This is a genomic window from Streptomyces sp. NPDC017520, from assembly GCF_044329855.1.
GTDB lineage: Bacteria > Actinomycetota > Actinomycetes > Streptomycetales > Streptomycetaceae > Streptomyces.
In genome coordinates this window covers 57700-69950 of sequence record NZ_JBIRKB010000012.1, presented here as the reverse complement: position 1 = coordinate 69950, position 12251 = coordinate 57700, and the positions used below count along the sequence as shown (strand labels likewise).

Annotated in this window: 13 protein-coding genes, 3 pseudogenes and 2 CRISPR repeat arrays (1 of these 18 running past the window's edge); of the genes and pseudogenes, 11 read left to right on the top strand and 5 right to left on the bottom strand. The window is 70.2% G+C overall.

Annotated elements, in window-relative coordinates; genetic code table 11:
• Nucleotides 1-2: direct repeats of the CRISPR family, unit length 29 nt; it reaches 1491 nt to the left of the window's first position.
• Between the two features lie 89 nt (nucleotides 3-91).
• From ACH4KB_RS26610 to ACH4KB_RS26600, 3 genes and pseudogenes are all read right to left on the bottom strand, one after another.
• Nucleotides 92-943 (bottom strand): helix-turn-helix domain-containing protein, encoded by an 852-nt coding sequence (locus ACH4KB_RS26610; RefSeq protein ID WP_398068416.1) that lies wholly within the window; start codon nucleotides 941-943, stop codon nucleotides 92-94.
• Nucleotides 944-968: 25 nt separating this feature from the next.
• Complete coding sequence (locus tag ACH4KB_RS26605; protein ID WP_398068415.1) at nucleotides 969-1499, bottom strand: DUF6879 family protein; 531 nt, start codon at nucleotides 1497-1499, stop codon at nucleotides 969-971.
• Nucleotides 1468-1732: pseudogene (locus ACH4KB_RS26600) on the bottom strand (hypothetical protein). The gene ACH4KB_RS26605 and the pseudogene ACH4KB_RS26600 overlap by 32 nt, the downstream one beginning before the upstream one ends.
• Nucleotides 1733-1762: 30 nt before the next feature.
• Here ACH4KB_RS26600 and ACH4KB_RS26595 point away from each other — a divergent pair.
• From ACH4KB_RS26595 to ACH4KB_RS26570, 6 genes and pseudogenes are all read left to right on the top strand, one after another.
• Entirely contained in the window at nucleotides 1763-2074 is a 312-nt protein-coding gene (locus ACH4KB_RS26595) for a hypothetical protein (protein WP_398068414.1), read from the top strand.
• A 125-nt stretch (nucleotides 2075-2199) separates the two neighbouring features.
• The gene (locus tag ACH4KB_RS26590) at nucleotides 2200-2334 is read left to right on the top strand and encodes a hypothetical protein (RefSeq protein ID WP_274030583.1); all 135 of its coding nucleotides are present in this window, start codon (nucleotides 2200-2202) and stop codon (nucleotides 2332-2334) included.
• A gap of 160 nt (nucleotides 2335-2494) precedes the next feature.
• Nucleotides 2495-2824: pseudogene (locus ACH4KB_RS26585) on the top strand (methyltransferase); the annotation flags it as partial.
• A gap of 55 nt (nucleotides 2825-2879) precedes the next feature.
• Nucleotides 2880-2966 (top strand): annotated as a pseudogene (locus ACH4KB_RS26580) (transcriptional regulator); the annotation flags it as partial.
• Nucleotides 2967-3157: 191 nt separating this feature from the next.
• A CRISPR array of direct repeats spans nucleotides 3158-4589; the repeat unit is 28 nt; unit sequence TGGTCCCCGCGCACGCGGGGGTGGTCCC.
• Between the two features lie 382 nt (nucleotides 4590-4971).
• The gene (locus ACH4KB_RS26575; RefSeq protein WP_398068413.1) at nucleotides 4972-5265 is read left to right on the top strand and encodes an ArsR/SmtB family transcription factor; all 294 of its coding nucleotides are present in this window, start codon (nucleotides 4972-4974) and stop codon (nucleotides 5263-5265) included.
• On the top strand, nucleotides 5262-5651 hold the full coding sequence (locus ACH4KB_RS26570; RefSeq protein ID WP_265601181.1) for a VOC family protein: 390 nt from the start codon (nucleotides 5262-5264) through the stop codon (nucleotides 5649-5651). The genes ACH4KB_RS26575 and ACH4KB_RS26570 overlap by 4 nt, the downstream gene beginning before the upstream one ends.
• Nucleotides 5652-5684: 33 nt before the next feature.
• On the opposite strand, the gene ACH4KB_RS26565 is transcribed toward ACH4KB_RS26570, so the two are convergent.
• Nucleotides 5685-6314 (bottom strand): hypothetical protein, encoded by a 630-nt coding sequence (locus tag ACH4KB_RS26565; protein WP_398068412.1) that lies wholly within the window; start codon nucleotides 6312-6314, stop codon nucleotides 5685-5687.
• A gap of 304 nt (nucleotides 6315-6618) precedes the next feature.
• Nucleotides 6619-7152 carry an ATP-binding protein gene (locus tag ACH4KB_RS26560; RefSeq protein WP_398068411.1) on the bottom strand — a complete coding sequence of 178 codons (534 nt, stop codon included), beginning with the start codon at nucleotides 7150-7152 and terminating at the stop codon, nucleotides 6619-6621.
• 167 nt (nucleotides 7153-7319) lie between these two features.
• On the opposite strand from ACH4KB_RS26560, the gene ACH4KB_RS26555 reads away from it, so the two are divergent.
• The 5 genes from ACH4KB_RS26555 to ACH4KB_RS26535 all read left to right on the top strand — a co-directional run bounded on the left by ACH4KB_RS26555 (nucleotide 7320) and on the right by ACH4KB_RS26535 (nucleotide 12215).
• A complete protein-coding gene (locus ACH4KB_RS26555; protein WP_398068410.1) occupies nucleotides 7320-8234 on the top strand; it encodes a Scr1 family TA system antitoxin-like transcriptional regulator in 915 nt (304 codons plus the stop codon).
• A complete protein-coding gene (locus ACH4KB_RS26550; RefSeq protein WP_398068409.1) occupies nucleotides 8191-8316 on the top strand; it encodes a DUF397 domain-containing protein in 126 nt (41 codons plus the stop codon). The genes ACH4KB_RS26555 and ACH4KB_RS26550 overlap by 44 nt, the downstream gene beginning before the upstream one ends.
• 4 nt (nucleotides 8317-8320) lie before the next feature.
• Nucleotides 8321-9148, top strand: coding sequence for an NAD(P)-dependent oxidoreductase (locus tag ACH4KB_RS26545; protein ID WP_398068408.1), 828 nt, complete (start codon nucleotides 8321-8323; stop codon nucleotides 9146-9148).
• Between the two features lie 44 nt (nucleotides 9149-9192).
• On the top strand, nucleotides 9193-9558 hold the full coding sequence (locus tag ACH4KB_RS26540) for a winged helix-turn-helix transcriptional regulator (protein ID WP_398068407.1): 366 nt from the start codon (nucleotides 9193-9195) through the stop codon (nucleotides 9556-9558).
• A gap of 626 nt (nucleotides 9559-10184) precedes the next feature.
• Nucleotides 10185-12215, top strand: a complete 2031-nt coding sequence (locus tag ACH4KB_RS26535; RefSeq protein ID WP_398068406.1) for an ATP-binding protein — start codon at nucleotides 10185-10187, stop codon at nucleotides 12213-12215.
• Nucleotides 12216-12251: the final 36 nt, after the last annotated feature.

Genomic DNA, 12251 nt, shown 5'->3' with positions numbered 1-12251 from the left:
CCGCCTAATCGCGCCCCCACTGCATCCCCTGAGGTGGGGTGTTGCGACGGCCGCTGGAAAAGGAAGTTGCTGGTGGGGGTCGTGCCCGGGGTCAGCCGAGGGAGTCGATGGCCTTCACCACCAGGGCCCGCGCTGCCGCGCCATACACCGCAGTCTGCCGCAGCTCCTCGAACGCTCTCGCGTACAGGGCGATCTCGCTGGGCTGGGTAATGCGGACCCGGGCCGAGACCAGCTCGACGGAGACGAGGGAGTTGTCGTAGAGGTGGAACGTCTCGCGCGGCCACTGCTCGCGGTGCGCCGTCTTCGGGATGATGCCGAGGGACACAGCGGGGAGGGCTCCGGCGGTGAGGAGGTGGCCGAGCTGGGCGGCCATCGCGTCGGCGTCGCCGATCCGGTAGTGGAGTACGGCCTCCTCGATGAGGAGGACGAAGCGGTGGCCCCGCTCGTGAATGACGCGCGAGCGGTCAACGCGGGCGCGGGCGGCTTCGGCGCTGTCGTCGACCGGCAGTTCGCGGAACCGGGCGCTCATCGCGAGAACGGCAGCCGCGTACCCCTCGGTCTGGAGGAGGCCGGGGACGAGCGAGGAAGAGTAGACGCGGAACAGCTCTGTCTGCCGGAAGAAGGTGACGGAACTGTTCTGCAGCTGCGCGAGTCCGTGTCGGACCTGATGGCGCCACTCCGTGTACATCGATGCGGCGTGGAGCGACTGGGCGATGAGATCTTCGGCCAAGGCGTCCGCGCCGGCGGTACGGCACCAGCGGCGGATGTCGACGGCGGAGGGGGCGGTGCGGGCGTTCTCGATGCGGGATGTCTTGGCGTGGTGCCAGCCGCACCCGGCGGCCAGCTCGGTGACCGTGAGCCCGGCTCCTTTGCGCAGGTCACGCAATCGCTTTGCGACGCCTTCGCGCGCGGCCTGGGCCGAGGAGGAGGGGGATGTGGTCATGTGCTGGCCTGTCCAGGTGCGGTCGTCAGCGGATCTCGTACTGATCGTGCGCTACGCCTCGGCCCCACACGGCTTCGAACGCCTCGCCGCACAGCTTCACTGCTGACGGGTCGGTAGTGTGCTCCGGGCCTTGCGACGAGCCGTCGCCGGCGAAGTGGTTCCACCGGACGAGGCGGTCGTCGAACAGCCAGAAGTCGTTGCCGGGCAGGGCGATGTCGGAGGCGCGGCGGCGGGGCAGCCACCGCACCTGCTCGCCGGCCTCGATGTTCGTGAAGGTGCCGGAGTGCTCGTAGCGGATGTACTCGCTGAGGGGCTCGGACACGATGCGGGCCCGGCGGATGACGACACCGCGGCCTACAGTCTCGGCGACCAAGTCGAGCCAGGGCCGCCACCAGGACGCGCGGTCTGCTGGGTCGTGGCGGAAGCCGGCGCGCCATTCCGCGAACGGGCCCTTCTCCTTGTCGACGGCGTAGACGTCCCGCATCTCCAGGTGCACAGCGGACCGTTCACACTGGGCCAGGAGGTCAGCGAACGTGGTTGGCGCATTCGAGGGCATCGCACGCCACCCCTGATCATGTCCACCATCCTGGCGGGGATGCGGACCACGGCTTCGGTGTCCGGGATTCCCACGGCGTGCCCGGGAAGTTCGAGGGCGGCGCACTCGGCTTCAAGTTCGGGGCTCGGCTTCCACCCCTGAAAGACGAGCTCGCCCTTCCCCTGGTCGATCCACACGGTTGGACTCTCGTCGTCGCCGGTCTGCGGGTCGATTCCGATGAACTGTAACGACATGTGGCACCTCCGGCTGAGGGGTGTGCGGTTGTGTGCAACACCGTCAGGCACAGCCAGGGTGAGGTCAAGAGGGCGTTCCTGGGGCTGCCCCCGAAGGGGTTCGAGTGCACATATCTGCACATGGCTGGTGTGCGCGCCCAGGCGGTCCCTACGGTCTGGCGTATCTCACCGACTGCGACGGGGGGCATACCCGTGATGACGATCACGGTGTACGAGGTGGGCCGCGACGGGCTCACTCTCATCGTGCGCGAGGAGGCAGAGGTCGTGCCCCTCGAACAGCCGGAGGCCTCGAACCAGTTCCCCGCCTTCGAGTGCCCCGCGTGCCAGACGCCCGGACGATGACGTGGTGCTACGCCGACGGCGGCATGCACACCTCCCCCGTCCGGGACGACACCGGCGCCCACTGCTCTGACCACAGCGTGACCCTGCTCCGGCACTGCCACGCTCCCACCCACGAAGGAGACAGGATGACCACGCACACCGCACAGGCCGACGATGGCAAGCACGGCGGAGAGCCGTCGGACAAGCCCTGGGTGCCGGACCCCGCCCCGGCCCCGTCGCCGGACGGAAGCCGCCCGCAGAAGCACAGCCCGCAGTCATGAGTACGGCACAGCATGGGGTGCCCACCTACGCCGCACTCGTGCAGGGCCTCGCCCACCGAGGGTTACTCAGCCCGGAGTGGCGGAAGGTCTGGGACGCCGTGCCGCGCGCCGACTACATTCCGCAGGCCGTCTGGCGGCAGCTCCCGGACCGGTGTGAACGGGCCTCGACCCCGCCCGGATCCTCGACCTCGGGTTCGCCCTGTACGCGGGGGCCCGCCTGCCCGGCGTCCGGGTCAGCGGCACAGGGACCCCGGACGGCGCCCGAGTGTGGGTGAGCCACGAGAGCGGGGCTGCCGCCGCCACGGCGACAGGCGAGGCCGTGTGGCAGTACGGGCCTGGCCTGATGTGGGAAGAGATCGAGACGGCATGGCGGGAGTACGAGCAACTCGGCAGCCCGGACCCGGGCCAGTTCGGGCTGACCGTGACCGACCGCGGCCAGCAGACGTGGCTGCGTGACCCGCTTGCGGTGATCGAGGCGAGGCGCGGGTAGAGCCCGTCCCTCAAGCGAGCGCCCGGCGGGATGCCCGCGTCTCCGGCCGGGCGCTCTGCTGCTGCTATGCGCGCGACTGGCCACCAGACACGGCCCGGGTCTGTCCCGCCAGGCGGTCAGCCAGCACCTGGCCGTCCTGGAACCGAACACGACGACGAACGCCCTGCCTCTTGCAGAGACGAGATACCGCACGCGACCGGCAGAGGGCAGAATCACCCCTGTACACGTCCAACTCCAGGCCAGGACGGTTTGCTACATCGAGGAGATATGTCCGTTTCTCAAGAAGTGGGTAAAAACAGCCCCTCGGGCGCATAAACCCGCAGGTCACGAACTGTGGTCCCCGCGCACGCGGGGGTGGTCCCTCGGTGAAGCGATCGTTCAGCCCGTCCAGGCCGTGGTCCCCGCGCACGCGGGGGTGGTCCCCGTGCGGTGCTGGTCAGGTCGGCGGGCGCGTAGTGGTCCCCGCGCACGCGGGGGTGGTCCCGCATTGACTACGTTCGGGAACACTTAAGCACAGTGGTCCCCGCGCACGCGGGGGTGGTCCCTGGCAGTGCCCCAGCCTCGGTTCGGTGCACGCTGTGGTCCCCGCGCACGCGGGGGTGGTCCCGTGAACAGGTCGGCGCTGCCCGCGAATTGGGAGTGGTCCCCGCGCACGCGGGGGTGGTCCCTGTCCCGCGCCCAGCGCGACCAGTTTTTCCCGGTGGTCCCCGCGCACGCGGGGGTGGTCCCACGCCCTGCTCTGGTACCAGGGACCCTGGGCCGTGGTCCCCGCGCACGCGGGGTGGTCCCGACTTCCGGGTCATCGTGATCACCGTGACGGAGTGGTCCCCGCGCACGCGGGGGTGGTCCCTCCGCGACGGGAACGGCAACTTCAGCTTCATCGTGGTCCCCGCGCACGCGGGGGTGGTCCCACCAGGAGGTTGGCGCGCTCGGAGGCGCTGTGGTGGTCCCCGCGCACGCGGGGGTGGTCCCGGGCGGCCGTGAGCATTTCCCCGTACGGCAGTGTGGTCCCCGCGCACGCGGGGGTGGTCCCGTGAGCAGTCCGGTCGTCTCCTGGCCCTTGAGGTGGTCCCCGCGCACGCGGGGGTGGTCCCTGACCCATTCTCAGCGTGCCGAAGTGCCGCTAGTGGTCCCCGCGCACGCGGGGGTGGTCCCCGCTGCCAGCCGTCGAACACGTCGTTGCCGATATGGTCCCCGCGCACGCGGGGGTGGTCCCCTTTCCCCGCTCGACATCGAGGGCTTTACCGGGTGGTCCCCGCGTACGCGGGGGTGGTCCCGACGTGGGGCTGACTGTCCGCCACTTCGGCTTATGGTCCCCGCGCACGCGGGGGTGGTCCCTCGCCGGGGTTGTCGGGGTCCTCCTTGGCGCTATGGTCCCCGCGCACGCGGGGGTGGTCCCGGCGGCAACCAGTTCGTGTGCGCCCGCCTGTTATGGTCCCCGCGCACGTGGGGATGGTCCCGCTTCGGCCGCGCTGACTTCCTTGTGCCAGTAGTGGTCCCCGCGCACGCGGGGGTGGTCCCCAGGCCACCGGCGAGGTCGGTCTCGACCCCGCACGGCCCCCGCGCATGCGGGGGTGGTCCCTGCTCGGTGATGCCGTCGTAAAGGGCGTCATGAGGGTCCCCGCACAAGCGGGGGTGGCCCCCTGTCGCTGGCGCTGTACGTCGCCTCGGAGCAGTGGCCCCCGCGCACGCGGGGGTGGTCCCTCCGGCGCTCAGGTCTCCGAAGCCCTTCTTGGGCGGTCCCCGCGCACTCGGGGGTGGTCCCGGTCAGCACCGGCCCCAGGCCCTGCTGGAGGCAGAGGTGGTCCCACACTGAAGCGGTACTTCTTCGGCGGTTCGAGGTTGTCCCCGCGCACGCGGGGGTGGTCCCCTCATCTACGCGGCGGGCACGACCGTGCTCCCGTGGTCCCCGCGCACCCGGGGGTGGCCCCGTGACCAGGTTCAGGGCGCGCAACACGACCTGGTGATCCCCGCGCATGCGGGGCCCATGGGAGTCACGTCGTTCTACCTGGGCGACAGGGCCCCGCACGCGAAGGCACCCCTTCTCCTACGGCCCCCTCCACGACCCGCCCTCCGCAAGTCGACTATCAATCCCGGCGACCGGACCCGCCTTGATAGGCAAGTCGCTACTTGCCTATTGTGGGGTCATGGCGGACGATGTCTTCAAGGCCCTGGCCGACCCCACCCGGCGGCGCATCCTCGACGAGCTGACCGAACGGAACGGTCAGACCCTGTTCGAGATATGCGCGCGGCTGGCCACCAAACACGGCCTGGGCCTGTCCCGCCAGGCGGTCAGCCAGCACCTGGCCGTCCTGGAAGCGGCGGGGCTGGTCGTCACACGCCGCCAGGGCCGCTACAAGTTCCACGACCTCGACACCGAACCCCTTGAGCACATCGTCAGCCGATGGCTCGGGCCGAAAGCACCGGAGAGCACCTCATGAGGATCAACCTGACCAGCGTCTTCGTCGAAGACCAGGAGAAGGCCCTGCGCTTCTACACGGACGTACTGGGCTTCCGGAAGAAGCACGACGTCCCGGTCGGCGGCGAGGACCGCTGGCTGACCGTGGTCTCGCCGGAGGACCCCGACGGCGTCGAACTCCTCCTGGAACCGAACAAGCACCCCGCCGTACGGCCGTACACGACGGCCCTGGTCGAGGACGGCATCCCGGCCACCGCCTTCGCGGTGGACGACGTACAGGCGGAGTTCGATCGGCTGAGCAAGCTCGGGGTCCGGTTCACCCAGGAGCCGACGGAGATGGGCGCCGTCACCACGGCGGTCCTGGACGACACCGTCGGCAACCTGATCCAGATCATGCACACCTCCTGACACCGCACCCAGGACCGGCGCGGACCGCCCTCATCAGGAGTTCGGATAGGTGAAGCAGACCAGGATCGTGCGGTTGGCCGCCACCAGGGACCAGTACGTGCGCCGGTCGGACGAACCCTCCCTGCAATATTTGGAGCCGGCGTCCGACGGGGCGCGGTAGACGCCGGCGACGACCAGGACATGGTCGTACGGCTTGGGTACGCGCTTGGCCCGGCAGTCGACGGCGGTGGTGGTGCCCAGCGACATGCCGTCACTGGTGTTGTTGCCGAGGATGCAGTAGCGCTCCACCCAGACCCGTTCCAGGCAGAGCTTCGTGGCCCCTGTCGCGCGGGAGTGGTAGCTCCAGAACGTACGGCCCTTGCCCGTCTCGCAGCTGACACCGCTGCCCCCGGTCCGCGTGACACGGAAGAGGCCGGCTCGCCTGGAGCCGCAGGAGACGGCCTCGGGCGGTACGTCGACGTTCCAGTCGCTACCGGGCCCGGTGCGGTGGATGGGCAGACAGCTTCCCACCCGTACGCGCCGGAACGCCTCCGTCGTCGGGTCGCTCACGGGCGGCGGCTTCACCGCACCACCCCCATCGGACCCGCCGTCACCGCCGTCACCGCCCGAGTCCTCGTCATCGGCTCCCCCGCTCCCGCTCCCGCCGCCGATGCTGACGTCCACGCCGAGCTCGACGCCGGGGCCGCCACCCGAGTCTCCCGATTCGTCGCCATCCCTCGCCCCGGAGGAGGCGGGCGGCCGGCCGGAGTCCGTCTCCGGCCCTCCACCCCTGCGCCCGGACGCCCCGCAGCCGGCCACCGCCAGCAACACAGGCACCAGAAGCCATACCAACCACACCCGGAACGGCGCTCGCCGCGCACTCTTCATGGAGGACCCCCGTCTCAGAGAACAGTGCCACCCAATATCCCACGATCGCGCGCCGAACTGCCGTGTATCTGGGGGGTGTTGGGCCAGACGCGCCCGCCGACTAACCCACGCCGTCCGGCCGGACAGCTGCCACCTCCGCCCAGACCGTCTTCCCGATCGGGTTCCGAGGCTCCCACCCCCACCGCGACGCCAGGCACTCCACCAGGAACAGACCGCGCCCCGACTCCTGATCGTCCGGCGGCAGCTTCGGGTCCTCGGGCGTCCGGCCGAGCACGGCGTCCGAGACCTCGATACGGAAGCGGCTCGCGGGACCCTCGTAGTCCACCCGCACGTGGAAGTTCCGCCCCCGGAGCCGCCCGTGGCACACCGCGTTGGCGGCCAGCTCCGCCACCACCAGGGCCACCGAGCACGTGGCGTCCGTCATCGGCCCGAATCCCCAGTGGCCCAACTGCCGTACCACGGAGAGGCGGGCGAGCCGCGCACCCTGAGGTGTGGAAGGGAACTGCCGCGCCAGGGAGCCGTAGCCGTTCGCGGTCAGCCCGAAGCCACGCGGGACGGGAGAAACCGATTCCCGCGTACCAGCCTTCTCCGCCTGCTCCGCCGTGGTCGTCCTTTTGCCGGTCATGCCGACCATCCGTTCACTCGACTCTCCTCACGTCACCCACACGTGCGAGTTCCGTGACGTTCCGTACTGAAGAGTCGGCAGCGCGGCCTAGCCTCGGAAGGTGACAGCGCCTTACCTCGCAGGCCGTAAGGAACGGAAGCAGCGCCGTGACCAAACCCATTGACCCGCAGTCCTCCATGGCCGCCCTCTTCGGATCGCGCGTACGCAAGTTACGTACGGCGGCCGGGCTCACCCAGACCGACGTGGGTGCGCTCACGCATGTGGTCGGCAGCCGCATCGCTCAGATCGAGCGCGCGACCGGGGCGAAACCGACCCTGGAGCTGACCCGGGCCCTGGACAGGGAGCTGGTGGCGGACGACCTGCTGATCGACCTCTGGCCGTACGTGTACCGGGAGGCATATCCGGACTGGTCGCAGGCGTTCATCGCCTACTCCGCCCGTGCGACTGTGATCCGCGAGTACTCCTCACATGCCGTGCCCGGCCTGCTTCAGACCCCCGAGTACGCGCGGGCCTTGCTGAGCATGGGCCACTCACTGCGGGACGCCGAGCATCTGGAGGAACGCGTTGCGGCCCGACTCGACCGCCAGGTGCGGCTGACCGGCCCGGACCGGCCGGAGCTGTGGATCATCCTCGACGAAGCCGTGCTGCGCCGACCGGTCGGCGGATCGGCCGTGATGCGCGGCCAACTGGAGAAGCTGTTGAGGATGGCCGAGGAATCCAACATCACCATTCAGGTGCTGCCGTTCAGCCAGGGCGCGCACGGCGCACTGGCCGGCTCTCTCTCTGTGCTGGTGATGCCGGACGGTGCTGAGATCGCCTACACGGAAGGTGCGCACCACGGCCAGCTGACCGAGGAACCGGAGGAGGTCGAACAGTTCACCCTGACCTACCATCACCTCAGGGCGATGGCCCTGCCGCCGCTTATGTCGCTCGACCTGATCCGATCCGTGCTGGAGGTTGATTACCGTGCAGCGAGTATCCCGTCCCGATCTGACCGCCGCCGCCTGGCGCAAGAGCAGCTACAGCAACGAGGAGGGCGGCAACTGCGTGCAGGTGGCGGACGGATTCCCCGGCGTCGTCCCCGTCCGTGACAGCAAGAACCCCCACGGCCCCGCCCTCGTCCTCCCGGCCGCCGCCTGGGCCGCGTTCGTCGAAGCGGTCGCCGCTCACTGAACGTGTGTCCGCAGCCGGGCCCATTCTCGGCCTGGGAGCTACGGGACGAGCGCTGGCGAGCGCGCTCCTCGATGCCGGTCGCGAGGTGACGGTCTGGAACCGTACTCCGGGGAAAGCGGGTGAACTGGTCGCGCGTGGTGCGCGGGAGGCATCCAGTCCTGAAGAGGCGATCAACGTCGGCGATCTGACGGTTGTCTGCCTTCTGGACGACGCCAGCGTCCGCGCGACGCTCGCACCAGCCATGCGGGAGTTGGCCGGTGGCACCCTGGTCAACCTCACCAGCGGCTCCGTACGGCAGGCGCGAGAGCTTGCCCAATGGCTCAAGGGGTACGGGGTGAACTTCCTGGCCGGCGGGATCATGGCCGTACCCGCCACGATCGGGACGCAGGGAGCCTTCATCCTCTACAGCGGCGCGCGAGACGTGTTCGAACGTGTCGCCCCCGCGCTCGACTCCATCGGCCGCTCTCATTGGGTGGGCGAGGACCCGGGGTTCGCCGCGCTGTATGACATGGCCGCCCTGAGCGGCACGTACGGCCTGGGGGCCGGTGCCGATCACGCCGTGGCGTTGGCGCACGCGGAAGGCGGCGACGTCGAGACGTTCAGGCGGGAGGTGCTCCAGCCGTGGATGGAGCAGATGCTGCCGATCACGGTCGCCGGGGCCGACGCGAGCGAAACCGTCCCGGACGAGTACAACCCGGGGATGCAGGCGACCGGCCTGGAGAACATCCTCTCCGCCTCCGGGGAAGCGGGCGTGCCCGCGGATCTGGCCGGACACCTGCGCGCCTCGCTGTGGCGGATGCGCCGTGCCGTTGACGCCAGTCGATCTCGCTGATCCCGCATCAGGAGCATCCACAAACAAGGGCTAACCCGACTACCATGAGGCGGATGCGTAACCCGCCCTACATCTGTGCCCTCGACGCCGCGATGGATGTCGTCGAGGGCAAGTGGAAAGCGTTGATCCTCTGGGCGCTGGACGAACGGCTCCATCGCTTCGGCGAGTTGCGCCGCAGCCTCCCCGGCATCAGCGAGAAGGTCCTCACCCAGCAACTACGCGACCTTGAGGCGGACGGGATCGTCCGGCGGACCGTGTTCGAGGAGACGCCGCCTCGAGTCGAATACGAACTGACCAAGACAGGTGCCGAGCTCTACGCGGCACTCGAGGGTCTGGGAGAATGGGGCGACCGGCGCATGCGCCAGCTCGACATCGTCCCCACCCACGGCAAAGAGCAAGCCGGCGCATAGAAGCTGGTTCTGAACTCCGTCCGGGTCAGGGCCATGGTCGGGGCCGTGGTCGGGGCGTTGGTGTGGGTTCGGGCGGCTTGCGCGAGGTGGTCCTGGGCAGTCTTCGGTCCTTGTCGGCGGGAGGGCTCGCGGGTGAGGCGCCGGGTCGCACAGCTATTTACTGGTGTCACTGAGTATTTACCGGTGACATGCCGGATTTGCCGATGCCGCCGCGCCCTGTCGAACGGCACGGCGAGGTTTTCCAGATTGACCGAAAAGAATCCCTCCGTAGCTGCCATCCCCGCTTCGCGCCTTGATTCACTGCTTCGTCCGAGGCCCATCGGTGGGCCCATCGCACACACCTGGCCGCTGTTCGGCAGCCTGGTTCGCCCCGGCGCCTGCCCTCACGAGCGCGCTGCCTCGCCAATACCACAACTCCCTTAACCTGCTGCTCACTTCTCGACAAAATCGCTCTGCCTACGGACTATGCCGCAGACCGGATCATCCGCCGCACAAGCGTGTCTACGATGTGGTCAACCCCTGACAGGAAAGACCGCTTCCGCTTTCCTCCGATGCACCAAGGTGATCTGCACCTTCTCGGAGCGGCCGCATACCTTCTGCCCGGTAGAACCGAGGGAACCGCATCCATGCCGAAACCCGCACCAGCCAGTCAGCACCGGCCGAGGAAAGCGCCGAGGGCCGCGATAGCCCCGCTCGTGGCCGTGTTGTCGGCGTGTGCCGTCGCCGGAGCCGTGGCGGTGACTCTGGCGCCTACTGAGGCCCGCGGCTGGGTCGTGGCGGTGGTGCTCACCGCCTGGGTGGCCCTGGCCGTCACGCTCGCCACCGCTCACGGCGTCACCCGGCGGGCCCGGCGCGCGGCCTCGGCCAAGGGCGCGGAGACCGAACAGCTCAAGGCCTCGCTGGCCGCTCTCGAAACGGACACCGCGCACACCGCCGACGTGGCGCTGCCCGCGCTGATCCAGCTGGTACGCGGCGGAGTGAAGGCCACCGACGCCCTCGGCCGGGTTCCGTTGCCGCGCAGCCCGCGTCAGCGCAAGCTGCTGCACGTCCTCGCGACCACGGTCGAAGGGCAGGCGCAGCAGGCCGCCGCGCTGCGGACGGAGAGCACCCGGGTCCACGACTCGCTGGGAGCAGAGAACGCACGGCTCCGTGACGAGCTGCACGCGCTGACCTCCGAGGTGGACCGGTTCACGCGTGAGACGCTGCCGGGCGTGGTCGCCAGGCTCCGCGACGGTGAGTCCGGCGCCACCGTGCAGTCCGAGGTGTACCTGCCGGAGCAGCCACTGCTGCGCGCGTCGGTCGAGGCCGTGCTCCGGGAACTCGCGCTCAGCGAGCGCCGTGCTCTCGCGGCGACGACCGCGTCGGCCAAGGCGCTCAGCCGGGTCCAGGCGAAGTCCGTCAGCATGCTCGCCGACCTGCGGAACATGCAGGAACGTCATGGCGAAGAGGTCTTCGGGGATCTGCTGAAGCTGGACCACAGCACCTCGCAGCTCGGCCTGATGACCGACCGGCTGGCGCTGCTGATGGGCGGCCGGCCGAGCCGCGCCTGGAACAGGCCGATCGTCATGGAGAGCATCCTGCGCGGCGCGGTCGGCCGCATCGCCGCCTATCAGCGCGTACGGCTGCACTGCTCATCCAACGTCTCCATCTCCGGCTTCGCCGCCGAAGGCGTCATGCACCTGCTCGCCGAACTGATGGACAACGCCGCCAACTTCTCCCCGCCCATCGACGAGGTGCACGTCTACGTCGAGGAACGCGGCACCGGCATCGTCGTCACCATCGAGGACAGCGGTCTGAAGATGGCCGACGCGGCGATGCGGCGGGCGGCGGACTCCGTCGCCGGCCGGATGACGGACCTCGCGACCCTCCAGGGCACCCGGCTCGGCCTCGCCGTCGTGGGACGGCTCGCGCTCAAGCACCGGATCAGCGTCAACTACCGCCCGTCCTCGCGCGGCGGCACCGGTGTGGTCGTCCTGCTGCCCCGGCATCTGATCGCGCAGGAGCCCCGGGAGAACCACCCGGCTCCGGTTCAGCGGGCGGTCGCCGCGCCCGCCCCGACGCCGCCCGCGCCCACCTCCCCGGCACCAGCACCGGCACCGGCACCGGCCGCACCGGCCCCCCAGACGCCTCCCGCCGCACCGGCTTCCCCGGCGCACCCGCCCGCACCCGAGCCCACGCCCGTACCGTCGTCACCGTCCTACACACCGCCGCCCGTGACCCCCGCGCCCCTGACGCCCTCCGGGACCGAAGCGGTCGCACCCGCCGCCGTAACGCCTCCGGCGCCCGCAACGGCGGACAGCCACCTCGTGGTCCGTCCGCGCGAGCACGGGCGGGGGGCCGGCGGCCCGGCGGTGAGCTCCACCCCCGGCGGCCTGCCCGTACGGACCCCCGGCCGCACCATGGCCGAGGCGGACCGGGAACGCGGCCGTCACCGCGGCTCGCCCGCGCCCGCCGCTCCGGGGGACCCGCGCGGCGCCGCGCCGCGAACCTCACCGCCGCGCAGCGCGGGACAGCAGTTCGGCGCCTTCCGGCGCGGCACCAAGCCCACAGGCAGTCCCGGAGGCGCTCCCGGACATCCCGAAGGCCTGGCCGGAGACCCCGACGGCAGAGCCGAAGGACCCGACGGCGGGACCGTACCGCCGACCACCGCTCCGTAACCCGGAAGGCCCATCCGCTCTCCGTAACCCGGAACG